This window comes from Mycobacterium sp. DL99, from assembly GCF_004762045.1.
GTDB lineage: Bacteria > Actinomycetota > Actinomycetes > Mycobacteriales > Mycobacteriaceae > Mycobacterium.
The window spans coordinates 72,084-94,103 of record NZ_SJOM01000007.1 but is presented as its reverse complement, the minus strand read 5'-3'; the positions used below and the strand labels follow the sequence as shown (position 1 = coordinate 94,103).

The window sequence follows — 22,020 nt, the reverse complement described above, 5'->3', positions numbered from 1 at the left end:
CGGGGTGAACCTCGACACCAGCCGGGGCGCGACCGCGGCGATGCCGGTGGCCACCCCCGCCGCGGTGAGCGCCTGCGCCCATCCGAGTGGGTCCAGCGGGGTGCAGCCCAACAACTCGCTGACCCCGGGTGTGCTGATCGCCGCCCCCAGTGACACCAGGGAGCCGGCCGCGGTGGCGATCACCAGGGGGCTGTGCGAGTCGATCAGGGTCTGGGCCAGCTGGGTGGACACCAGTGCCACGAGCCCGACCGTGGAGGCGCGCCGGGGTGCCAGCGGGAAGCCCGCCGACAACCAGGCCCCGGTGGCCGCGCCCGCCGTCGCCGCACCCCGTATCGCTACCGTTCGCCACAACTCGGTCCGGTCGGGCCCGTGGCCGGCGCCCGGCGTCGATCGGGTGGTGGAACTGACCGCCAGCGCGGCGGCCGGCAGCGCATCGGTCATCATGTTCACCAGCAGCAGTTGCCGGGTGTTGAGCGGCGACCGGCCGGTGAGGGCGCTGCCGATGATCGAGAACACCACTTCGCCCGCATTGCCGCCGAGCAGTACCGCCACCGCAGCCTGAACCCGGCGCCACAGCAGGCGGCCCTCATCCAGCGCATCGATCAGGGAACCGATCTGCCCGTCGAGAAGCAGCACGTCGGCCGAACTATTGGCCGGGTCGCTGCCGCGCCCGGCCACCCCGATACCCACGGTGGCGGCCCGGATGGCTGCGGCGTCGTTGGCCCCGTCGCCGACCATGGCACAAACCTGGCCGGTGCGTTCCAGCGTCTGCACGATCTGCACCTTGTGCTCCGGCGACATCCGGGCAAAGACCCGGCGTTCCCGCACGGCGCGTTCCTGGCTGCGCCGTGGCATCGCCACCCATTCCTCACCGCTGATGACCTGATCCGCGGTGACCGAAAGGCCCAATTCCGCGGCGATCGCGTTCGCCGTGACCGGGTGATCCCCGGTGATCAGTCGCACGCCGATCTTGCTCTCCCGTAACGATGCCAACACCTGGGCCGCTTCAGCCCGGGGCGTGTCGGACAATCCCACCAAGCCGACGAACCGCAAACGCCGGGCACACAGCGCAGCCAGCTGGTCGGCATCGGCTCGGCCCCGTTCGGCCTGCGACGGGGTCAGCGTGCGTTGGGCCACCGCGAGCACCCTGAGTCCTCTTCGCGCCATCTCGTCGACCGCGCGCCCGACGGCGGGGTCCAGTTCACCGCAGGCGGCCAGCACTACCTCGGGTGCGCCTTTGACAGCCAGCTCGCCTCCGAGCAGCACGGCCGAGAATTTTCGGCCCGAGCGGAACGCCAGATATGTGCCGATCCCGTTGGGCGCCAGACGAGTAGCCGCCTCGGCCACGGCCGCGTCGGTCGCGTGTTCGTAGCGGTCGCCGTTCTTCGGCGGGGTGGCCGCAGCGGCGCAATCGAGCACGTGCTGTTCAGAAGCCGCGCCACCCACCGTCCGTACTTGGGAAACCCGAAGACGGTTCTCACTGAGCGTGCCGGTCTTGTCGAAACACACCACGTCCACCCGGCCGAGCGCCTCCACGGACCGCGGACTGCGGACCAACGCCCCGGCGCGAGTCAGCCGTCGCGCCGATGCCTGCTGAGCCAAGGTCGCCACCAACGGCAGACCCTCGGGCACAGCAGCCACCGCGACCGCCACACCGCTGGCCACCGCATTTCGCAGCGGCTGCATGCGCAGCAGGCCCAGCCCGCTGACCAGTGCGCCACCGGCAATGCTGAAGGGCAGGGCCCGGTTGGTGAGCTCGCGGAGCTGCGTCTGCAGGCCGACCGACGGACCGGCGCCGTGCCCGATATCGGCAGCACGCCGAGCCTGGGTGGCATCGCCCACCTCGGTCACCACGGCGACCACGGTTCCGGCCACCAATGTCGTCGTCGCATAAAGCATGCAGTAACGCTCGGCGAGGACGGCGCCGGGAGTGGCCTCGACCTCTTTGGGCACCGGCAGCGATTCGCCGGTGAGCGAGGCTTCATCGACCTCGGCATCGATCGCCTCGAGGATCCGGGCGTCGGCCGGCACCACTTCCCCTGGACGCACCTCGATGACGTCTCCGCGCCGCAGCAGCGTTGCCGCCACACTCTCGTAGCCGTCGCGATCACGGTCACCGACAACTCGGCGAGCGGGCGGATCCTGAACCGCCAACAGCCGGCTCAGCAGCCGCTCGGCCCGCACTTGCTGGGTGGCCGCCAGCATGGCGTTGCCGGTCAGCACCGACCCGACCAGAATCGCGTCGACCGGTGAACCGAGCATGGCGCTGGCGGCCGAGCCGATGGCAAGCACCGGGGTCAGAGGATCGGAGAGCTCCGCGCGCAGGGCCGTGACGAGTTCGACCAGCTGCCGAGGTACGGCACTCCGGTGCCCTCGCGCCTCTTGAGACTCACCCCCGCGCGAATCGCCCAGTGAGCCAGCATCTTCGGCGACTCGACCGAGCACCTGCCCGGGTGTCATCGCGTGCCAGTCTTCGACGGATTCCGCCTTGGGTTCGGCAGCCAGCATGATTCTGCGTGCCAGCCAGAATCCATTGACCAGGCCTGCCGCGGCACCCACGGTCACCGGTCCGGGACCCCGGCCGCGAACGCCGGGCACCATCAGGAGCGCACCGAGCAGCGTCCCTCCGGTAGCGAGTTCGACACCACGCTCGCTGGCCCGACGCGCGGCGGGCATGGCATGCAGCAGACGCCACACCCCGGAGAGATCGGCGGCCAGGACGTCGGCCTGCCACGGGGTGCCGGAGTGCCGGCTCAGCAACCCGACCGAGAAATCCGCGGCACACAGCGCGCGGGCCGCGTCCACCGACAGCACGGCCACGGTGCGACCGTCGCGCTGCAGGGTGTCGACCGCACGCGCCAGAGCCGAATCGATGTCGGTGTCGGCCTGGTGCAGATCGTCGAACGACGAACGCAGGTCACCGAGTTCGTCGAGATCCAGGGATACCGCCTGCGCGCCTGCGAGACGGACCTCGGCCAGCACACCGTGGGCGCGCGGGTCGTGACTGTGGCACACCAGCACCCGCCCCCGTGACCTGCCGTTCCGCACGGCTCCGGCGAAGGCCGGTGCCACCGGGTGCCAGCCGGCGGAGAGCTGACCCGCCTGCAGCTGGTCCTGGGCCCACTGCCACACCGCGGCACGATCGGATTGGGCGACATCGCGGAATTGCCCCACCCGCAGCTCTTCGGTGGTCAGCACCCGGGGGTCGACCACCACGGCGTCGACTCGGTCGAGGGTGCGTAATGCATTGGACCGCAACGGAACCAAGTCTCCACGGTCGGCCAGGCCACGACCGAGCGTGCTGGCGAAAGCCTCACGAGAATTGCGCGCCGCCTTGGGCGCGGTCACGACGGTAGCGGTGGCGGCGGCGCCGAGATCTCGCGTCAGTACGCCCACCGCGGCAGCGGCTGCCGCCTGCGCCCGACCGCAACGTTCGGCATACCGCTCCACCACCCCGTCGGGCAGCGGGCACGGACGTGGCCTCACGGGTACCACCGTGCGACAGTCGGCGTGCGCCGCCAGCCGCGGCTCGACTGCCTGCCAGGCGTCGGCAGCGGCGACCGCCTCGGCGAGCTGGGAGAGGTGCCGGAGGAATTCCACGGTGACCGCCGCGGGAGCCTGGGTGAGCGCATACACGGTGGCGGCACCGATGCTCAGGACAGTGTCGGCGCCCTGCTGGCCGAGTCGGGCTTCGATCACCGCCCGCACCTTCGGCTGGTAGTCGACGGCGCTGATAGCCGCCATCACGCCGTCCGGCAACCTCGGCAGCATCAGCGTGCGGCCCAATACCGCGGCACCGATGCCGATACCGCTCGCCGCCGCGGCGACGCCTTTGAGGACCAGCAGAATTCCGTCGCCCGGCAGGTCGTTGGGCCGCGGTCCTGACGTTGGGGTCCCCACCGCGGATTCAGCGTCGGCCACGATGCCACACAGCCGGGGCAGGTCGATCCCGTCCGGGTCGATGTCGTCGAGCTCGACGACCACGCGCGACAGCGGATAGTTCAGTTGTGCCGAGCGCACCTCGGGCCGGGCGCGGAGTTCGCGCAACACCACGGCCCCGATCCGCCGGCCGCCCTCGGTCTGCAGCCCGCGCACCTCGATCCAGCACCGGTCGGTGCCGCGCCAACACCGGCGGGCGGGGGCACCACCGACCAATTCCACTGCCGCCGCGAGAACCGTCTGCACCGGCTGCACAAAAGGTGCCGCAGCCAGGGCGGCTGCGCCGTTGATGATCCGGCCGATCGCGGTGATCACTTAGAGCGGGTCGCCGCCCCAGGACGTCGAGCCGTCGAGCGGCGACCCGCGGCTTTGGCTGCGCTGGTTGCCGAAGAAGGCTTGGTCGTCGACGACGACTTGGGCGCCGAGGAACGCTTGGGCGCCGATTCCGCGCGGGGCGCTGCCCCGGCCCGGCCGTTCCCTGCGCGTCGATTGAGCTCGTGTACGACCAGCGTCGCCCCGCCGACGGTCAACAGCACCGGCCATTCGACGAGGCCTGCCGCCCCCACCGCGGCCAGCGTGAGTGCGGCCGCGGCAGGCGATCTGCTGCCCTGGCTCACCCCACTGCGAATACCGGCGCCAACCCCTTTGATTCCCCCGACCACTCCACTGACGGCTGCGCCGCCTACTGCTCCAGCAGCCGCGGTGGCGGCGTCAGCGGTGCGGGTTACTACCTGGACGGCGCCTGAGACGATGTTCATGATTCGGACTCCTCACGTTCACCGAATCAACAACTACCCCCTCAGCCCGCGCTCTACACCTGGGTTGGGCAAACCTGACAGGAACTTGCCAGACCGGGACGCAGCAGCTTCCGCCGGACTACGCGGCGCCACGTGCCACGGTGGCAGCAAACGTGACGCGCACCTCGTCGGCCACCTTCATCGCGCCCATCAGCATCGAGTACTGCTTGATGCCGAAGTCGCTGTGCCGCACGTTGGCCTGACCGGAGATGCGCCAGGAGTCGCCGTCCGCGTCAACCCGGACATCGACAGCCTGGTGGGCGTTGTCACCGGAGATCTCGAGGGTCCCGACGATCCGATAAGTGTCGGCTTCGTGGACGATCTCGGTGGATCGAAAGATCGCCAGGGGGAATCGCTTCGCGCGCAACGTCTTCAGCGCATTGGACCGGATCAGCACCTTCTCGGCACCAGACAACGGAGTCATGCCGCCCTCGCCCCTCAGCACGTCCAGGGAATCGAGGTCGACCGTCACCTCCACCGCCGCCGGTTCCTCGCCATCCCATTCCACGGTCGCGTGCCACGAGCGCATCGCGATCGTCAACCGATGGCCCATTCGCGAAGCGCTCCCCGTCACGCCGGTGCGCAGCAGCAGTTCGCCCGAGTCGGGGCCCAGGTTCCACTGCGTCACGACGCGATCACCAGACCCGCCACCCACGTGATGGTCGCCAGGAGGGCTCCGGTCAGCTCGACACCGACCGACAGCGCAACTCCCTTGAGCGCGTGCACAGTTGACGCCCAGGCCCGGCGGTAGTCACGACGTGCGGCCAACTCCGCCAGGTACACACCCGCGACGAAGCCGATCACCAACCCGATCACCGGGATGACGAAGAAGCCGATCAGGCCGAGGACCCCACCGGCCACCAGGCTCCACATCCCCACCTCGGCGGCCCGCATCCGCCGGACCGGCCACGCGTACTTGATCACCTCGGCCGTCACGAAGAACACGGCCGCGACGCCGAGCGTCACCCACGACACCGTGGTGTGTTCGACGACGGCCCACACCGCGATCGCGGCGAACACCAGAAACCCGCCGCCGGGCAGCACGGGCAGCACGATGCCGATGAGTCCGACGGCGATTACAAGTGCGACAAGAACAATTCCGAGTGTGCTCACGGTTTCTGCCCGCGCACCCACTGCATGGTGCCCATGGTCTTGGAACGTACCCGCTCCAGGCCGAGCCCCTCGAACCGATCGGCGAGCTCATCTTCGGCGAAGAAGCGGGCACCGCCCTTCGACAGCAGCCGCGCGGGCCCCCGGGTCGTCGCCGTGGGCACCATGATCGCCATGCGCCCGCCGGGGCGCAGCACCCGCACCATCTCCGCCAGTGCCGCCTCGGCGTCGGGGATCAACTGCAGCACCGCAATCGAGGTCACCGCATCGAAGACGCCATCCCGGAACGGGAGCTTCTGAGCGTCGGCGCGCAGGAAACCGACCTGCCGGCCGGATTCGGCCGCGACCGCACGCGCCAGCATGGGCTCCGAGATGTCCACACCGAGCGCATACCCGTCCAGGCCGGCCGCCCGTGCCAGAGCGGCCGTCACGTTCCCCGGACCGCTGCCGACATCGAGCGCGACCCCGCCGGGCGGGATGTCGAGCCATTCGGTGGGCTCCTGCCACGCCGTCATCACCTTGCGCCCGATCCCCTGGGCACCGTCGTAGAGCATCGACCCGACCGGTGACGCCCACATCTTCTGGATGAATCCCGCATTCTTGGGGGCGTCGCTGCCGTCCCCCAGCAGATCGAGATACCCCTTGCTGACGTCCGGCTCGGCCGGCGGATCGATCAGGAGGTCCAGCGCCTTGCGCAATGCCCCACTCGATGCGGTGTCCACACCTCCACGCTACGCACCGAGTTGGTCGGCGAGGTCGACAAAATCCGTCGCGACGATGTCGAAGTCATCGGACGTGACGTCGTGCGGAGCCCGATCCGGCCCGTACTCCAGGGGCCGGGCCACGTATGCGGTCCCGAGCCCGGCCGCGCGGGCGGCCCGCAGGTCGGAGGGATGGGCTGCAACGAGCGTCAGCTCCTCGGGCTCGATGTCGAGCAGCTGGGCGCAGCCCTGATAGGCCTCCGGGTCCGGCTTGTAATGCCGGAACAGCTCGGCCGAGATCACGCAGTCCCATGGCAGCCCGGCATGTTTGGCCATGTTGGTGAGCAGTGAGACGTTGCCGTTCGACAACGTCGTGATGAGGTAGCGCTGCTTGAGCCGGGTCAGCCCGACCACCGAGTCCGGCCACGGATCCAGGCGGTGCCAGGCCCGGTTGAGATGGTCGATCTCGGCGTCCCCGGCCCGGATGCCCGCGGCGCCGAGCAGGTCGACCAGGATCGCGCGATGCAGATCGTCGATCCTGGTCCACGGCAGCTCACCGCGGCGCACCCGGTCCATCGCCGGGGCATAGCCGGCCCGCCAATGATCGGCGAAGGCCGGCCAATCCCGTTGCAGCCCACGGCTTTCGCCGAAGGCTTCCAGCTCACCGATGATGCTGGACCGCCAGTCCACGACGGTCCCGAACACATCGAAGGCCAGAGCTCGCATCATGGCTCCAGGACGAGCTTCCCGCGTACCGAACCGTTGGCCAGCGCATCGAGCGCAGCCGCACCCTCGGACAACGGGAACCGCACCGGTGGCGGCGGACGCAACCCGGCGGCCACCAACTTGGTCAGCTCGGCTCCGACCTGTGCCTGGGCGGCCGGGTGGCGGCGCACGAACTCTCCCCAGCCGACACCGACCACGCTGACGTTGCGCAGCAACAGCCTGTTCACCTTGACCGTCGGGATCCCGCCGCCCGCGGCGAAACCGATGACGAGCAGCCGACCCTCTGGGGCCAGCACCCGGATCGCGTCGTCGAAGGCGTCGCCGCCGATCGGGTCGACGACGAGGTCGACGCCCTGGCCGTCGGTGGCTTCCATCACGGCCTCGCGCCAGCCATCGGCCAGCGGCAACACCACGTCGGCGCCGAGCGACGACACGAACTCCTCGGCCCCGGACCGGTGCACCATCGCAATGACCTTGGCGCCCATGGCTTTGGCCAATTGGATCGATGCGGCACCGATGCCGCCCGCCGAGCCGAGGACCAGGACGGTCTCCCCCGGAACCAGCCCGCCGCGACGGGCCAGCGCGAACTGCATCGTGTAGTAGTTGCCCAGCAGCGATGCCGCTTCACCGTCATCAAGACCGTCGGCGGTGGGGATCACGTTGGCCGGTACCGCCGCGACCTGCTCGGCGTACCCGCCGATCATCGAGAACGCCGAAACCCGCTGTCCCGGGGTGAACCCGGAGCCCTCGGGTGCCGAGCGCACCGTTCCGGCCACCTCCATGCCGGGCGTGAACGGCGGTTCCAGCCGCAGCTGGTACTCACCGCGCAGCAACAGCAGATCGGGGAAGCAGACGCCGGCGGCGCCGACGTCGACGATGACGGTGCCCGCATATGCGGGATTACCGGCCAGATCATCGACGTCGACGTACGCCAGCCCGGATGTACCGGTAAGTGCCTGCGCTACAAGCGCTTTCACCAGTCCTAGCCCAGCTTGAAGCTGGCTTGCTGAGCGGCGGAAAGATCGGTGATCTCGCCCCACTTGGCAGCGATGTCATCGACGGAGGGCACGTCGGTGAAGGTGATGCCGTCGTTCTGGAACAGTGCGGTGCGCTGCACCTTGCCACCGCCGACGATGAACACCGAGTCGGTGTCGGGCAGTTCCTCGGTCATCAGGTAGGCCACCACCGGGGCGACGTACTCGGGGGTTAGTTTCTCGAACACCTCGGGCGGCAGGATGTCCTGGGTCATGCGGGTGGCGGCGATCGGGGCGACCGCGTTGGTCTTGATGTTGTACTTGGCGCCTTCCTGGGCCAGCGTGTTGATCAGACCGACCAGGCCGAGCTTGGCGGCACCGTAGTTGGCCTGACCGAAGTTGCCGAACAGACCGCTGGTGGAGGTGGCGACGACGACACGGCCGAAGCTCTGCTCCCGGAAGTGCGGCCACGCCGCACGGATGACGTTGTAGCCGCCGTAGAGGTGCACCTTGAGCACCGCGTCCCACTGCTCGAACGTCATCTTGTGGAAGGTGCCGTCACGCAGGATGCCGGCGTTGGAGACGACGCCGTCGACCTTGCCGAACTCGTCGATCGCGGTCTTGATGATGTTCTCGGCGCCCTCGGACTCGGCGACGCTGTCGTAGTTAGCGACGGCGCGTCCGCCGGCGGCCTTGATCTCGTTGACAACCTCGTCGGCCATGTTGTGGCCGGCGCCAGTGCCGTCGCGGGCGCCGCCCAGGTCGTTGACGACGACGCTGGCGCCCTCGCGGGCCAGCGTCAGGGCGTATTCACGGCCCAGACCACCACCGGCTCCGGTGACGACGACAACACGGTCCTGCACTCCTGGCATGGGGATTCCTCCTCGGTAACGGGCCGCGAAACGGCTCAGCTCCCCTCCTGTATACGGCGGGCGGATAACTGCCGGTTAACCGGGTCGGCTAGCACTCAATCGGGGCCGGGCCGACATGTTTCTGCCATCGAGGGGTCAATTGCCGCCAACGTCGCGGATCCGGAAATCAACCGCGCCCGGCTTTAGTTGAACTAGTCAAGAAAGAGAATCGAGAAGAGGCAGAGGAAATGAAGAAGTTCGGATTCACCGCAGTCATCGCCAGTGGTCTGGCCGCCGCCGTCCTGGGCCTGGCCGGCCCGGCTTCCGCCGATGTGTCCCACCACGGTTGGCTGGATCAGATCGGCCCGCACGTGACCGTGCCGCAGGTCGACACCACCGTGCACCAGAGCCACTGAGGCGTCGCCGGGATCGCAGACGAGGCACGCGGACAAGTCCCGATGAACCGGTGGGTCCAGTGACCACTGTCACGGGGTCCGGCTGGGTTTAACAGGAATAAACCCCGAGGTCCGCCGGTTGGAATTACGCGGAATGTGTTCCCAAAAAGGATAGAAATAAATGAAGAAGTTCGGAATTCCCGCAGTGCTCGTCAGCGGATTGGCCGCCGCCCTTCTGGGCCTGGCATCACCGGCCTCCGCCGGAGTCGACCACCACCTCTGGGTGCACCAGATGCACCAGAAGGCGACCGCTCCTCAGGTCGACACCACGGTCAAGCACACCAACGTGACTCGCACCAACGCGATGCCTAACCGCTGATCGACAACGAAAAAGGAAGGGGCGCCCCATAATCGGGGCGCCCCTTTCGTTGTGTCAGAGGTCGGGATCAGAGCTTTTCGGCTGTGACGAACGTCGAGAAGCCGGCCGGGTCACGGTGGATCGTTTCGACATAGCGGCCTAGGCGGCGCATCTCGTCGAGGGAGTGCACCCCGGCCGAACGCCAGCCGTGCTCGGCAAGCCACTGCTCGACATCGGCCCGCTGCGGGTCGTCATACATCAATTCCTGGACATCGAGCGCATGCTGCATGTTGAACGTGGCCGCGAACCGCTCGAAGCGCTCCCGCATCTCCTCGCGTCGTTCACGAGCCGTCACGCCCGCGGTCTCGGCCGCGATCCGACTACCCGGCGCGGACAGTTCGGTGACGAGATCGAAGAGACGATCCTGGGCATCGGCAGGCAGATACATCAACAGGCCCTCGGCCAACCACGCGGTCGGCTGCTGCGCGTCAAAACCCGCTTCCCGCAAGGCCGTCGGCCAGTCGAAGCGTAGATCGACGGGCACTTCGCGACGCTGCGCGGCAGGCTCGACCCCATGCTCGGCCAATGTCGCCGACTTGTACTCCAGCACCTTGGGCTGGTCGATCTCGAACACCGTGGTGCCGGCCGGCCACTCCAGCCGATAGGCGCGGGAGTCCAGGCCCGACGCCAGGATGACGATCTGACGGATACCCGCGTCGACGGCATCGGCGAAGAAGACGTCGAAGAAATGGGTGCGCACCGCCTGATAACTGCCCATGTGCTCGAAGACCGCGGCGGCCTCGGTATCAACAGCACCGATCTTCTCGACGAGGTCGCCGTCCAACAGTGACTCCCACACGCCGGTTCCGGCACCGGCGACAAGGATCGCCGCGTACGGATCGCGGATCAGCGGGTTCTCCCGGCCGGTCTCCCCGGCCCGGGCGGCGGCGACCATGACGGCCGTCGAGCCCACGCTGGTGGCGATGTCCCAGGTGTCGTCGTGGCTGCGCAGTGAGCTCATCGGGATTCTCCATCCAGTCGGGCGCGCAACAGCACGCTGTCCAAGCCGAGTTCAGCCAGTTCGTCGGCGCGGACCGGCCGGCCCAACCGGGCCATCTCGTCGGCGCTGTTCACCGCGTCCACATCCCAGCCGTGTGCCGGAAGCCATTCGGCGGCGTCGGCCCGCTCGTCATCGGTGTACATCAGCACGTCAGCGTCGATATCCAGCCCCAGCGAGGTCCGCATGTGCTCGCCCCGGGCCCGGCGCGCGGCGCGCTTCTCCGGGGTGTAACGGGCCGGATCCATGGCGAAATCCTCGACCGCCAGGCGGCTGCCGGGTGCGCTGTGGGCGCCGACGAGTTCGAACAGCCGGTCCTGGGCCTCGCCGGGCAGGTACGGCAGCAGACCCTCGGCCAGCCACGCGGTCGGCTGCTCCGGGTCGAATCCGGCTTCGATCAGGGCTGCAGGCCAGTCGTCGCGGAGGTCAACCGGCACCGGGACGTGTTGTGCCCGGGCGACGGCCCCGTGCGCCTCCAGTGTTGCTGACTTGTACTCCAGCACCTTGGGCTGGTCGATCTCATACACCGTGGTGCCGGCCGGCCAGTCGAGCCGGAACGCGCGCGAGTCCAGTCCTGCGGCCAGGATGACGACCTGGCGGATGCCGTCGTGGGTGACCTCGGTGAAGTAGTCGTCGAAGTAGTGGGTACGCACGGCCTGGTAGTTGCGGGCCATGACGTGGATGCGGTGGGCCTCCGGATTGTCGCCGATCCAGTGCGGTTCGCTACCGGCCAACTGCGCCCACGCGGGACCGGCCGCCGCCGCCAGCAGAAAGGCGAACTCGTCACGAATCAAAGGATCGGGTTGTACGGTCTCGGCAGCACGGGCGGCGGCCACTGCCAGCGCGGTGGCCCCGACGCTCTCGGTGACGTCCCAACTGTCGCCCTCGGCCCGACCCGGCCGCACATCGCTCAGATCAGTCATTTGCCAGACAATGCTACCGAAGAACTTAGTCGAGCTATACGGCTATGTGGGGCACCTCACGGTGCCGACGCGTCAGTCGCGCAGCTGCCAGAGCTTGTTCGCCATCAAGAGTTCGAACTTGTCCACGATGACGGCCACGTCGTCGCGATGCCCCACGTAACCGGCATAAAAGCCCATGCCCCACATCACCGCGACCAGCATCTCCACGATCGCCGGGATGTCGGTGTCGGTGCTCAACTCACCGCCCTGGATGGCCTCGTCGACCGCCCACTTGACGAACTCCCGCGAGCTGCGCAGCGCGTCGTGCTCCTCGGAAATCAGTTCGGGATGACGCTGGGCCTCCAAGACCGACGTGACCAGAAACGCGGCTGCCGACCGGTCAGTCGATTCCGCATCCATCGCCGCGGCGAAGAACGCCGAAATCCGGTTCAGCAGAGTGGTGGCGTCCCGGGCTTTGGCAATGCCCGCGGCGATCACCTTCGCATTGGTCTGCTCGACCACATCCCGATACAGGACACGTTTGCTGCTGAAGTAATGGTTGATTGCCGGGCGGGTGAGATCGGCGCGAATCGCTATCGCCTGAAACGTAGCTGCGTCGTAGCCAAGTTCGCTAAAAACTTCACGGGCAGCACGCACGATGCGTTCACGAGTCTCCGCCGCCTTTGCTGCGGGAGGACGTCCCGGTCCTCGGCTCGCTGTGTGGGCCACGATCAAATTGTGCCACACGTCACCTGAGAGCCCCGATGCCGTCATGTTGGTGTGCGTTATATGCGGCTGACCAGCAAAGCCCCACCGCGCCCGAAATTGGCCGACGAACTAGCGTGGTCCGTTATGTCGGGGGTTGTTTCACGGGAGTCGTACTTCGAGACCGGTCTGGATGTGTTGTCCGATCTCGGGTACGGCGGGCTCAAACTCGCCGAGGTGTGCAACCGGCTGGGCGTCACAACCGGGTCCTTCTATCACTACTTCCCCAACTGGGCGTCCTACACGAAGGAACTCATCGCGCACTGGCGTGAGGCCCGCACCCTGCGGGTGGTCGAGGCGCTGCGCGCCGACCACGATCCGCACCACCGCATCGAGACCATGATCGGCGAGGCGCTGGCCCTGCCCCACGGCGCCGAGGCCGCCATCCGGGTATGGAGCTCGCTGGACCCAGAGGTCTACACCGTGCAGGCCGTGGTGGACCAGTTGCGCTTCGACATCATCTACGAGTCGGCGCTCGAGCTCATCGGCGACGAGCGCAACGCCCGGTACTTCGCGGCGTGGAGCCTGTACCTGATCGTCGGCTTCGAACAGAGCACCCTGCCGCGCGACACCGATGCCCTGCAGTGGATCACCGGCCAGATGCGCGACGCGCTGGAATCGGGCCGGTTCACTCCGGCCGCCGGTTCGGACCAACCGGTCTAACATCGGCGATCATGCTGACCCCGGCCGAGATCTGGCACCGGGCAGCTGACCGCCTGCGCGACGCGCTACGCGCCCGGGACCCCGAATTCGACGCGCTACGCCGCGCCCTGCGGGCCGCCATCGTCCTGCCCATCGCGGCTGCGGTCGGCTTCGCCGTCGGCGGCGACTCCCAGACTCCGCTGTTCGCGATCTTCGGCGCGGTGTCCCTGCTCATCACCGCCGATTTCCCCGGCAACCGGCCCGCCCGGGCGCTCGCCTACGGCGGCCTGGCCGTCAACGGCGCCGTGCTGATCGTGCTTGGCACCGTGCTGGCCCCGTATCCGTGGCTGAGCGTGGCGGCGATGTTCGTCGTCGGCATGGTGGTGTCGTTCTCCGGCGTGCTCAGCGAGGTCGTCGCCGCCGGACAGCGCGCCACGCTGCTGCTGTTCGTCCTGCCGCTGTGCACGCCCGTCGGCCCGATACCCGACCGGTTACTCGGATGGCTGATCGCGCTCGTGACCTGCGTGCCTGCGGCGCTGTTCCTGTTCCGGCCGAAGCATCACGACGAGCTGCGCCGCTACTCGGCGCGGGTATGCCGGCTGCTGGCCGACCGGCTCGAGGGCCAGGCCTCGGCCCGCGACGTCACCCGCGCGATGAACAAGCTGTACGAGAGCTTCCTCGGCGCGGACTACCGGCCCGTCGCCCTCAGCGCGGGCAGCCGGGCGCTGGTACGCGTCGTCGACGACCTCGGCTGGATCTGCGACCAGGTCACCGATGACACCGGTGAGCTGCTCGGCGCGATGCGCGACCCTGCGGTACGGGTGCTGCGTGACAGCGCCGCGCTGCTGCGGATCCATGATCGGGACGAACGTGCCGCGCGCGGAATCGATCTGCGCGCGGCACTGGGCGAGCAACGCACCGTGGCCCAGGGCAGTTACCGCGACGACATCACGCAGATCCTGGGCACCGCCGACGACGCGGCCGCCGTCGAGCTCGGTCGCGGCCTGCTGATCCGGCGCACCATCTCGGCCACCATCGCGGTCACGGGGCGGGTGATCGGCAATGCCGCACTGGCCGACGCGCGCCCGGTGTGGGCCCGGGTGTTGGGCCGGCGGCTGCCCGAGACCGGCGCCGCCGACTGGGTGATGCCCGAGGCCGTCGCGGTCGCGGCCATCGCCAAGGGCCTGGTGGCCACGCGGGCGGTGGTGCTGCGCAACAGTCTGCGCACCGGGTTGGGACTGGCCGTGGCGGTGGCCGTCACGCACGTGTTCCCGGTCCAACACGGATTCTGGGTGGTGCTGGGCGCGATGTCGGTACTGCGCAGCAGCGCACTGACCACCGGGACGCGGGTGCTACGCGCGGTGGCCGGCACCGCGATCGGATTCGTGCTGGGTGCGGTGCTCATCGAGTTCGTCGGGGTGGACCCTGTGGTGTTGTGGATCCTGTTGCCCCTCGTGGCATTCGGGTCCGCCTACGTGCCCGAGGTCGGATCGTTCATCGCCGGGCAGGCGGCCTTCACCATGATGGTGCTGATCAACTTCAACCTGATCGTGCCGACGGGCTGGCGCGTGGGGCTGGTCCGGGTCGAGGACGTCGTCGTCGGCGCGATGGTCGGGATCGTGGTGTCGCTGCTGTTGTGGCCACGTGGCGCGACGGCGTCGGTGTCGAAGGCGATCGATCAGGCCCGGGAGATGGGTGCACAGTTCCTCAAGTCGGCCGTCCTGCGCGTGACCCGAGGCGCCTCCGAAGCGGCTACCGATCGCGTCATCGCGCTGAGCCACGACGCACTTTCGGCTTCCCGCACCCTTGATGATGCTGTCCGCCAATATCTTTCGGAGAACGGTGGGCCTACCGACCAACGCGCTCCGGTGGTACGCGCAGCCAACCGGGCCAACCGGGTGCGAGCCGCGGCCGAGCTGATCGCCGACGTCGTGCCGCCTCCGCTCGGCGTCTACCCCCACACCCGCGAAGTGATCGAGGAGCACGCCGCGGCCATCTGCGCCCGGCTCACCGGCGCCGACACCACCTCGGTGCTGGTACCGATCGGGGAGAGTTTCGTGGTGTCGTTGCGCGCAGAGGCCACCGGAACGGATCTTGCCGTTTCGGCGGCCCTGCCGCTGGTGGCGGCCGCAGCGCATCTCGGCGAGCTGGAGTTGTTGTACCCGCAGCCCGCCGAGTCGGTGGGTTAGCCCGTCAGCTCAACGGCCGGTGGGGCATCAGGGCATTCGGCGGGATCTGGCCGAACTTGCCCGCCTGGTAGTCCTCCAGCGCCTGGATGAGCTCGGACTTCGAGTTCATCACGAACGGGCCGTAGTGGAAGACCGGTTCCCGGATCGGCTGACCGCCCAGCAGCAGAACCTCCATCGCGGGCCGGTTCGAGTCCTGAGTTCCCTCGGCCGACACCGTGATCCGGTCACCGGGGCCCAGCACCGCGAGCTGGCCCAGATGGATCGGGTGGCCGACCGGGCCTACGCTGCCGCGCCCGCTCAGCACGTACACCAGCGCGTTGAAATCACGGTTCCACGGCAGGTTGAGCTGCGCACCCGGTTCGATCGTGGCGTGCGCCAGGGTGATCGGGGTATGCGTCGCACCCGGGCCCTGCGCACCGTCGATCTCGCCGGCGATGATCCGGACCAAGGCTCCGCCGTCCTGAGAGGACAGCAGCTTGGCGTCAGGGCCCTCGATGGCCTGGTAACGCGGGGTTGCGAACTTGTCCTTCTTGGGCAGGTTCACCCACAGCTGGATGCCGTGGAAGGTGCCGCCGCTCTCGACGAGTTCGGCCGGCGGGGTCTCGATGTGCAGGATGCCGGATCCGGCGGTCATCCACTGGGTGGCGCCGTCGGTGATCAGGCCACCACCGCCGTGTGAATCCTGGTGGGCGAAACGGCCGTCGATCATGTAGGTGACGGTTTCGAACCCGCGGTGCGGGTGCCAATCGGTGCCCCGGGGCTCGCCGGGCTGGTATTCCACCTCACCCATCTGGTCCATGTGGACGAACGGGTCGAGGTCTGCGGCGCTGACTCCACCGAACGCACGCACGACGGGGAACCCCTCGCCTTCGAATCCGCGCGGGCCGGTCGTGATGGAGCGGACCGGGCGTTCGGTGTCCGACGCCTGAGCTGCCGCGATGCGGGGCAGGGTCAAGGTGTCTGCGGTGATGGCTGGCATCTCCTACCTCCAATTTGTAGTCTGATGCCAGGTATAACCGGACTGCGGTCCGATTATTCCTCAGGAATCTCTCCCCTGGTCAGGCGAGGGCCGCCAGGGCTGCCTCGCGGGCCTCGGCAGCCGACTCGGTGGCCAGGACCGACTCGGCCGCGGAGCGACACTGTTGCAACGTCACCTGCGCAATCCGCGCGCCCACCGCGGCGATCGCCGCCGGCGCCATCGACAACGACGTCACCCCGAGCCCCACCAGGACGGCGGCCAACAATGGGTCCGCCGCGGCCTCACCGCACACTCCGACCGGCTTGCCCGCCACCGCTCCCGCCCGCGCGGCCAACCCCACGAGGGCCAGCACCGCGGGCTGCCACGGATCCGTGAGGGCGGCCAGGTCGGCCGACATCCGGTCGGCCGCCATCGTGTACTGCGCGAGGTCGTTGGTGCCGATCGACAGAAACTCGACGTGCTCGAGAATCTTGTCGGCCAACAGCGCCGCGGCGGGCACCTCGATCATCACGCCGGGGCTGAGCCCATGCGAACGCACTTTGGCGGCAAAGCTTTTCGCCTCGGCCGCGGTGGCGATCATGGGCGCCATCACCCACGGCTGCTGGCCGGTCGCCTTGGCGGCGGCGGCCACCGCCTCGAGCTGGTGCTCCAGCAGGCCTGGATTGCCCTCGGCGATCCGGATGCCACGCACGCCGAGTGCAGGGTTCGCCTCTTCGGGGTACCCGGCGAACTTCAGGGGCTTGTCCGAGCCCGCATCGAGCGTGCGGACCACGACTTTCTGCCCGGCGAAGGCCTCCAGGACCTCCCCGTAGATCTTGGCCTGTTCCGCCACGGTCGGCTCGGTGTCCCGATTCAGGAAGCACAACTCGGTGCGGAACAGCCCGACGCCTTCGGCAGGGGTTTCCCGCGCCGTCCTGGCGGCCGCGCCATCCTGCACGTTGGCCAGGATCGCGACGGCGTGACCGTCTGCCGTCGCACCGGGACCGGTCCACTCCCGGACCGCCTGGGCATCGCGTTGAGCGGCGGCCACCGCTTCGGCGGCAATGGATGGGTCCGGGTCAGTGGTCAGGGTGCCCGCGGTGCCGTCGAGCAGGACCATGGCGCCGGCGGTGACGGAATCGAGCCCGCTCACCGCCACGACGCACGGAATCCCCAGCTGACGGGCGATGATCGCGGTGTGGCTGGTCGGCCCGCCGAGCGTGGTGGCCAGCCCGACCACCAGCTGCGGGTCCAGCCCCGCGGTGTCGGCCGGCGCCAGGTCCTCAGCGCACAGGATGGATGGGATATCCGGCAGTGGCACACCAGGTTCCGGCAGTCCGGACAATTCGGCGATCACCCGGTCGCGGATATCGCGCAGATCGGTGACACGTTCAGCCATCAACCCGCCGATCTGCGTGAACAGGTCCACGAACTGGTCGACGGCCTCGGTCACGGCACGGACCGCGGGCGCCCCGGCGGCGATCCGTTTGTCGGCAGCCCCCAGCCAGGCCCGGTCCTGGGCCAGCGTCGCGGTGGCGGCGAGAACTTCTGAGGCGGCGCCCGTGGCATGCGCGGCCCGGTCTCGCAGCCGGGTCGCGACCTCCGTCGCCGCGGCGGCGAAACGCTCGGCCTCGGCCGGCCGGTCCGCCTCATCGACGTCGCCGTCAGGAACCTGAATCTCCGGAAGCCTGCTGACCCGGATCACAGGTGCGTACCGCACACCCGGGACCACCGGAACCCCACGGAAGACGGTGGGTGACGCCACCGACGATGTAGTGCCCATGTGAGACACATTACAAGAAAGCGTTGACAAGTCAACACAGTCAAGCGTAAAACAACACATATCAACATTTGATCGCGCTTGAACCCACACAAACGGAGGCTCATGTACGCCGAGGAGCGCCAGCAGGCCATCGCCGCGCTGGTGATGAGCAGGGGCCGCGCCTCAGTCGCCGAACTGGCGCAGACATACGACGTCACCACCGAGACCGTCCGCCGCGATCTGGCAGTGCTCGACAAAGCCGGCGTCGTACGCCGCGTCCACGGCGGAGCCGTACCGGCACGGACGCTGCACCTCGTCGAAGCCGGCGTCGGCGAACGCGACACCACCCGCGCCGCACAGAAAGACGCCATCGCCGCGGCCGCCGTCGACTTCTTCCCTCTCAGCGGTGCCAGCGTGCTGCTGGACGCGGGGACGACCACCGCCCGCGTCGCCTCCCAATTGCCGACGGATCGGGAACTCACCGTGGTGACCAACTCGGTCCCGATCGCCGGCTTGCTCGCCACGGTGCCGACCGTCACTCTGCAGTTGCTCGGTGGACGGGTCCGCGGCCTCACCCAGGCCGCCGTCGGCGAGCAGGTACTGCGCGTACTCGAAACCCTGCGGGTGGACGTCGCGTTCATCGGCACCAACGCCATCAGCGTGCGGCACGGACTGTCGACTCCCGACACCGAGGAAGCAGCGGTGAAGCGGGCCATGGTGCACGCTGCGAATTACGTCGTGGTCGTCGCAGACTCGTCGAAAGTCGGTGAAGAGGACTTTGTCAGCTTCGCCCCCATCGACAGCGTCGACACCCTGATCACCGACGACGAGATCTCCGACGCCGACCGAGCGCTGCTCACCGGGCACGGCGTCGAGGTGGTGATCGCATGATCATCACCGTCACCCCGAACCCGAGCCTGGACCGCACCGTCACCGTGGGATCGCCGTTGACGCGCGGAGCGGTGCAGCGCGTCGATTCCGTCACCGTCGAACCGGGCGGCAAGGGCATCAACGTGGCCCGTGCCTTGACCTTGGCCGGCGTCGCCGCCGAGGCCGTGCTGCCCGCGGGCGACTCTGATCCTCTTCTGAGCGCACTACGCGCCTACGGTGTGCCGTTCACCGGTGTATCCATTGCGGAGCCTGTCCGCACCAACCTGGCCATCACCGAATCCGACGGCACCACAACCAAACTCAATGAGCGTGGCGCTCTTGTGGATTCCGACGCGCTGGAGGCGTTGACCCGCTGCGTACTGGCCAAGGCGCAGGATGCGTCGTGGGTGGTGCTGTCCGGATCGCTGCCGCCCGGGATACCGCTCGACTGGTACGCGCAGGTGGTCTCGCTGCTGGCACCGCTCGACTGCCGGGTGGCCGTCGATACCTCCGAGGCACCGCTGGCCGCGCTGGCGGCCGCGTTCGAGGTGGCCGCGCCCGACCTGATCAAGCCCAATGCCGAAGAGCTGGCAGATCTGGCGGGAGTGCCGGCGGCTGATCTGGAAAGCGCTGTCGCCCAGGGTGATATGTCGGCGGTAGTGACGGCCGCTGTTGGTCTCGTCGCACGGGGTGTCGGTGCGGTGCTGGCAACGCTGGGAGCTGCCGGGGCGGTACTGGTCGACGGCAACGGCGCCTGGCTGGCCACGCCGCCGCCGATCGTTCCACGCAGCACCGTCGGTGCGGGCGACGCCTCATTGGCGGGCTACCTGCGCGCCGTCGTCGCCGGTGCCGAAGCCCCGCAGCGACTGCAGATGGCGGTCGCCTACGGCAGTGCCGCCGCCGCACTGCCCGGATCGGCCCTGCCCGGGCCCGACCAACTCGACCTCGACGCAGTCCGTACCCACCCCATGAAGGTGTCGCTATGAATCAACCGATCATCACCCCCGGTCTGGTCCTGCTCGATGTCGACGCGGGCAGCGACAAGGAGGCCGTCATCGCCCGTCTGGTCCGCGCACTCACCGAGGCGGGCCGCACCAGCGACACCGAAGGCCTGGTGGGCGCAGCGATGGCCCGTGAAGCCCAGTCGGCGACCGGCCTGCCCGGCGGGATCGCGATTCCACACTGCCGCTCGCCCTATGTCGACACCCCGACGATCGGCTTCGCGCGGCTCTCCCCCAAGGTCGACTTCGGCGCCCCGGACGGCTCGGCTGATCTGGTGTTCCTGATCGCCGCACCGGAATCCGGTGGGGCCGAACACATGAAGCTGCTGTCCAGCCTGGCCCGCGCATTGGTCCGCAAAGACTTCGTGGCGTCGCTGCGGGATGCCGCGAGCGTCGACGAGGTGGTGACGCTCGTCGACGATGTCGTGAACCCGGCGCCGGCCGCCCCTGCTGCTCCTGCCGCTGAGCCTGTCATTGAGCCCGCCAAGGCCGTGTCCATCGTCGCGATCACGGCCTGCCCCACCGGTATTGCCCACACCTACATGGCGGCCGATGCGCTCAAGCAGGCCGCCGAGACCGCCGGGGTCAACTTCACCGTCGAGACCCAGGGCTCGTCCGGCAGCACGCCCGTGTCCGCGGCCACCATTGCCGCGGCGGATGCCGTCATCTTCGCCACCGACGTCGGCGTCAAGGACAAGCAACGCTTTGCCGGCAAGCCCGTCATCGCCTCCGGCGTCAAACGCGCGATCAACGAACCTGACACGATGATCTCCGAAGCCATCAGTGCCGCAAGCGATCCCAACGCCCCTCGGGTGTCCGGCTCGGCCGGAGCTGCCTCCACCCCCGCCCCCGCCGGCGGTGTGGGCTGGGGAACTCGCATCCGGCAGATCCTGCTCACCGGCGTGAGCTACATGATCCCGTTCGTCGCGGCCGGCGGTCTGCTCATCGCGCTGGGCTTCCTGTTCGCCGGCTACGACATCGGCAACACCCCAGATGGCGCAGAACCACTGTCCTACGGAATGAACTCGCTGGGTCATCACATCGCCGTCACCAACACCCTGGCCGACCTGCCGCCCGGCGGCCTGACGCAGTATCTCGGGGCGGTGCTGTTCACGCTGGGCGGCCTGGCCTTCATGTTCCTGGTCCCCGCCCTGGCCGGATACATCTCGTTCGCGATCGCCGACCGGCCCGGTATCGCACCGGGTTTCACCGCGGGAGCCGTGGCCGTCTTCGTCGGCGGCGGGTTCATCGGCGGCATCGTCGGCGGCCTGATCGCCGGGTTCGCGGCGCATTGGATCAGTTCCTTCAAGGTGCCGCAGTGGTTCCGGGGACTCATGCCGGTGGTGGTGATCCCGCTCGGCGCGTCACTGATCGTCGGCCTGTTGATGTTCCTGCTGCTCGGGCGTCCGCTGGCCGCGCTGACCACCGGTTTGACCAACTGGCTCAGTGGCATGACCGGAACCTCGGTCGTGGTTCTCGGCGTCATCCTCGGGTTGATGATGTGCTTCGACCTCGGCGGGCCGGTCAACAAGGCGGCGTATGCATTCGCCACCGCGGGTCTCAACGTCGCCGACCCCGCCACGCTCCGCATCATGGCCGCGGTGATGGCCGCCGGCATGGTGCCGCCGCTCGCGATGGCGTTGGCCTCGACACTGCGGCCGGGACTGTTCACCGAACCGGAGCGCGAAAATGGCCGCGCGGCATGGCTTCTCGGAGCGTCATTCATCTCCGAAGGTGCCATCCCGTTCGCCGCGGCGGATCCCCTGCGTGTCATCCCGTCGATGATGCTCGGCGGCGCCGTCACCGGCGGGCTGATCATGGCCTTCGATGTCACGCTCAAGGCGCCGCACGGCGGCATCTTCGTGTTCTTCGCGATCGGCAACCTGCTGTGGTTCCTGGTCGCCCTGGCTACCGGCACCGTCGTCAGCGCCCTGGCTGTAGTTGCGGCCAAACAATTCGCCAAACCATCTGTCACCACGCCGGAAACCCCGGCGCTGGCCACCACCTAAGTCACAACCCCAAG

19 protein-coding genes and 1 pseudogene are annotated in these 22,020 nt (G+C 68.6%); 7 read left to right on the top strand and 13 right to left on the bottom strand.

From position 1 onward, the window contains the following. Positions 1-48: 48 nt before the first annotated feature. The 8 genes and pseudogenes from EYZ64_RS32585 to EYZ64_RS00600 form a co-directional block, all read right to left on the bottom strand. Positions 49-2,262, bottom strand: a pseudogene (locus EYZ64_RS32585) (cation-translocating P-type ATPase); the annotation flags it as partial. Between the two features lie 1,988 nt (positions 2,263-4,250). After that, complete coding sequence (locus EYZ64_RS00630; protein WP_135451409.1) at positions 4,251-4,697, bottom strand: hypothetical protein; 447 nt, start codon at positions 4,695-4,697, stop codon at positions 4,251-4,253. Positions 4,698-4,815: 118 nt separating this feature from the next. Beyond that, the gene (locus EYZ64_RS00625) at positions 4,816-5,364 is read right to left on the bottom strand and encodes a YceI family protein (RefSeq protein WP_286174533.1); all 549 of its coding nucleotides are present in this window, start codon (positions 5,362-5,364) and stop codon (positions 4,816-4,818) included. Next, positions 5,361-5,849, bottom strand: a complete 489-nt coding sequence (locus EYZ64_RS00620; RefSeq protein WP_135451408.1) for a DUF456 domain-containing protein — start codon at positions 5,847-5,849, stop codon at positions 5,361-5,363. Before EYZ64_RS00620 ends, EYZ64_RS00625 begins: the two co-directional genes overlap by 4 nt. Then, complete coding sequence (locus EYZ64_RS00615; RefSeq protein WP_135451407.1) at positions 5,846-6,568, bottom strand: methyltransferase domain-containing protein; 723 nt, start codon at positions 6,566-6,568, stop codon at positions 5,846-5,848. The genes EYZ64_RS00620 and EYZ64_RS00615 overlap by 4 nt, the downstream gene beginning before the upstream one ends. Positions 6,569-6,577: 9 nt before the next feature. Further along, positions 6,578-7,276 (bottom strand): haloacid dehalogenase type II, encoded by a 699-nt coding sequence (locus tag EYZ64_RS00610; protein ID WP_135451406.1) that lies wholly within the window; start codon positions 7,274-7,276, stop codon positions 6,578-6,580. Further along, positions 7,273-8,250 carry an NADPH:quinone oxidoreductase family protein gene (locus tag EYZ64_RS00605; RefSeq protein ID WP_135451405.1) on the bottom strand — a complete coding sequence of 326 codons (978 nt, stop codon included), beginning with the start codon at positions 8,248-8,250 and terminating at the stop codon, positions 7,273-7,275. The genes EYZ64_RS00610 and EYZ64_RS00605 overlap by 4 nt, the downstream gene beginning before the upstream one ends. Before the next feature lie 5 nt (positions 8,251-8,255). Continuing rightward, the gene (locus EYZ64_RS00600) at positions 8,256-9,119 is read right to left on the bottom strand and encodes an SDR family oxidoreductase (RefSeq protein ID WP_135451404.1); all 864 of its coding nucleotides are present in this window, start codon (positions 9,117-9,119) and stop codon (positions 8,256-8,258) included. A gap of 227 nt (positions 9,120-9,346) precedes the next feature. Here EYZ64_RS00600 and EYZ64_RS00595 point away from each other — a divergent pair, with 227 nt between their 5' ends. Together EYZ64_RS00595 and EYZ64_RS00590 are read left to right on the top strand one after the other, a co-directional pair. After that, positions 9,347-9,514 carry a hypothetical protein gene (locus tag EYZ64_RS00595; protein ID WP_135451403.1) on the top strand — a complete coding sequence of 56 codons (168 nt, stop codon included), beginning with the start codon at positions 9,347-9,349 and terminating at the stop codon, positions 9,512-9,514. 160 nt (positions 9,515-9,674) lie between these two features. After that, positions 9,675-9,872 carry a hypothetical protein gene (locus EYZ64_RS00590; RefSeq protein WP_135451402.1) on the top strand — a complete coding sequence of 66 codons (198 nt, stop codon included), beginning with the start codon at positions 9,675-9,677 and terminating at the stop codon, positions 9,870-9,872. Positions 9,873-9,939: 67 nt separating this feature from the next. Here the strand turns inward: EYZ64_RS00590 and EYZ64_RS00585 are convergent, their stop codons facing one another. The 3 genes from EYZ64_RS00585 to EYZ64_RS00575 form a co-directional block, all read right to left on the bottom strand. Beyond that, complete coding sequence (locus EYZ64_RS00585; RefSeq protein ID WP_135451401.1) at positions 9,940-10,872, bottom strand: class I SAM-dependent methyltransferase; 933 nt, start codon at positions 10,870-10,872, stop codon at positions 9,940-9,942. Further along, on the bottom strand, positions 10,869-11,831 hold the full coding sequence (locus tag EYZ64_RS00580; RefSeq protein WP_135451400.1) for an SAM-dependent methyltransferase: 963 nt from the start codon (positions 11,829-11,831) through the stop codon (positions 10,869-10,871). The genes EYZ64_RS00585 and EYZ64_RS00580 overlap by 4 nt, the downstream gene beginning before the upstream one ends. A 72-nt stretch (positions 11,832-11,903) precedes the next feature. After that, complete coding sequence (locus tag EYZ64_RS00575; RefSeq protein ID WP_135451399.1) at positions 11,904-12,539, bottom strand: TetR/AcrR family transcriptional regulator; 636 nt, start codon at positions 12,537-12,539, stop codon at positions 11,904-11,906. A 123-nt stretch (positions 12,540-12,662) separates the two neighbouring features. On the opposite strand from EYZ64_RS00575, the gene EYZ64_RS00570 reads away from it, so the two are divergent. After that, positions 12,663-13,238 (top strand): TetR/AcrR family transcriptional regulator, encoded by a 576-nt coding sequence (locus tag EYZ64_RS00570; RefSeq protein ID WP_135451398.1) that lies wholly within the window; start codon positions 12,663-12,665, stop codon positions 13,236-13,238. An 11-nt stretch (positions 13,239-13,249) separates the two neighbouring features. Beyond that, complete coding sequence (locus EYZ64_RS00565) at positions 13,250-15,406, top strand: FUSC family protein (protein ID WP_167857657.1); 2,157 nt, start codon at positions 13,250-13,252, stop codon at positions 15,404-15,406. Positions 15,407-15,410: 4 nt separating this feature from the next. Here EYZ64_RS00565 and EYZ64_RS00560 read toward each other — a convergent pair whose 3' ends face one another. Next, positions 15,411-16,385, bottom strand: coding sequence for a pirin family protein (locus EYZ64_RS00560; RefSeq protein ID WP_135451397.1), 975 nt, complete (start codon positions 16,383-16,385; stop codon positions 15,411-15,413). Positions 16,386-16,464: 79 nt separating this feature from the next. Continuing rightward, a complete protein-coding gene (gene ptsP / locus EYZ64_RS00555; protein ID WP_286174532.1) occupies positions 16,465-18,147 on the bottom strand; it encodes a phosphoenolpyruvate--protein phosphotransferase in 1,683 nt (560 codons plus the stop codon). 102 nt (positions 18,148-18,249) lie between these two features. On the opposite strand from ptsP, the gene EYZ64_RS00550 reads away from it, so the two are divergent. The 3 genes from EYZ64_RS00550 to EYZ64_RS00540 are packed head-to-tail and all read left to right on the top strand — an operon-like array spanning position 18,250 to position 22,006. Further along, positions 18,250-19,017, top strand: coding sequence for a DeoR/GlpR family DNA-binding transcription regulator (locus EYZ64_RS00550; protein ID WP_135451396.1), 768 nt, complete (start codon positions 18,250-18,252; stop codon positions 19,015-19,017). After that, positions 19,014-19,982 carry a 1-phosphofructokinase family hexose kinase gene (locus EYZ64_RS00545; protein WP_135451395.1) on the top strand — a complete coding sequence of 323 codons (969 nt, stop codon included), beginning with the start codon at positions 19,014-19,016 and terminating at the stop codon, positions 19,980-19,982. The genes EYZ64_RS00550 and EYZ64_RS00545 overlap by 4 nt, the downstream gene beginning before the upstream one ends. Then, complete coding sequence (locus tag EYZ64_RS00540) at positions 19,979-22,006, top strand: PTS fructose transporter subunit IIABC (protein ID WP_135451394.1); 2,028 nt, start codon at positions 19,979-19,981, stop codon at positions 22,004-22,006. The genes EYZ64_RS00545 and EYZ64_RS00540 overlap by 4 nt, the downstream gene beginning before the upstream one ends. Positions 22,007-22,020: the final 14 nt, after the last annotated feature.

Coding starts and splice junctions, on each gene's coding strand:
- EYZ64_RS00630 (WP_135451409.1), bottom strand. CDS start 4,697: ATGAACATCGTCTCAGGCGCCGTCCAGGTAGTAACCCGCACCGCTGAC.
- EYZ64_RS00610 (WP_135451406.1), bottom strand. CDS start 7,276: ATGATGCGAGCTCTGGCCTTCGATGTGTTCGGGACCGTCGTGGACTGG.
- EYZ64_RS00600 (WP_135451404.1), bottom strand. CDS start 9,119: ATGCCAGGAGTGCAGGACCGTGTTGTCGTCGTCACCGGAGCCGGTGGT.
- EYZ64_RS00595 (WP_135451403.1), top strand. CDS start 9,347: ATGAAGAAGTTCGGATTCACCGCAGTCATCGCCAGTGGTCTGGCCGCC.
- EYZ64_RS00590 (WP_135451402.1), top strand. CDS start 9,675: ATGAAGAAGTTCGGAATTCCCGCAGTGCTCGTCAGCGGATTGGCCGCC.
- EYZ64_RS00585 (WP_135451401.1), bottom strand. CDS start 10,872: ATGAGCTCACTGCGCAGCCACGACGACACCTGGGACATCGCCACCAGC.
- EYZ64_RS00580 (WP_135451400.1), bottom strand. CDS start 11,831: ATGACTGATCTGAGCGATGTGCGGCCGGGTCGGGCCGAGGGCGACAGT.
- EYZ64_RS00570 (WP_135451398.1), top strand. CDS start 12,663: ATGTCGGGGGTTGTTTCACGGGAGTCGTACTTCGAGACCGGTCTGGAT.
- EYZ64_RS00565 (WP_167857657.1), top strand. CDS start 13,250: ATGCTGACCCCGGCCGAGATCTGGCACCGGGCAGCTGACCGCCTGCGC.
- EYZ64_RS00560 (WP_135451397.1), bottom strand. CDS start 16,385: ATGCCAGCCATCACCGCAGACACCTTGACCCTGCCCCGCATCGCGGCA.
- ptsP (WP_286174532.1), bottom strand. CDS start 18,147: ATGGGCACTACATCGTCGGTGGCGTCACCCACCGTCTTCCGTGGGGTT.
- EYZ64_RS00550 (WP_135451396.1), top strand. CDS start 18,250: ATGTACGCCGAGGAGCGCCAGCAGGCCATCGCCGCGCTGGTGATGAGC.
- EYZ64_RS00545 (WP_135451395.1), top strand. CDS start 19,014: ATGATCATCACCGTCACCCCGAACCCGAGCCTGGACCGCACCGTCACC.
- EYZ64_RS00540 (WP_135451394.1), top strand. CDS start 19,979: ATGAATCAACCGATCATCACCCCCGGTCTGGTCCTGCTCGATGTCGAC.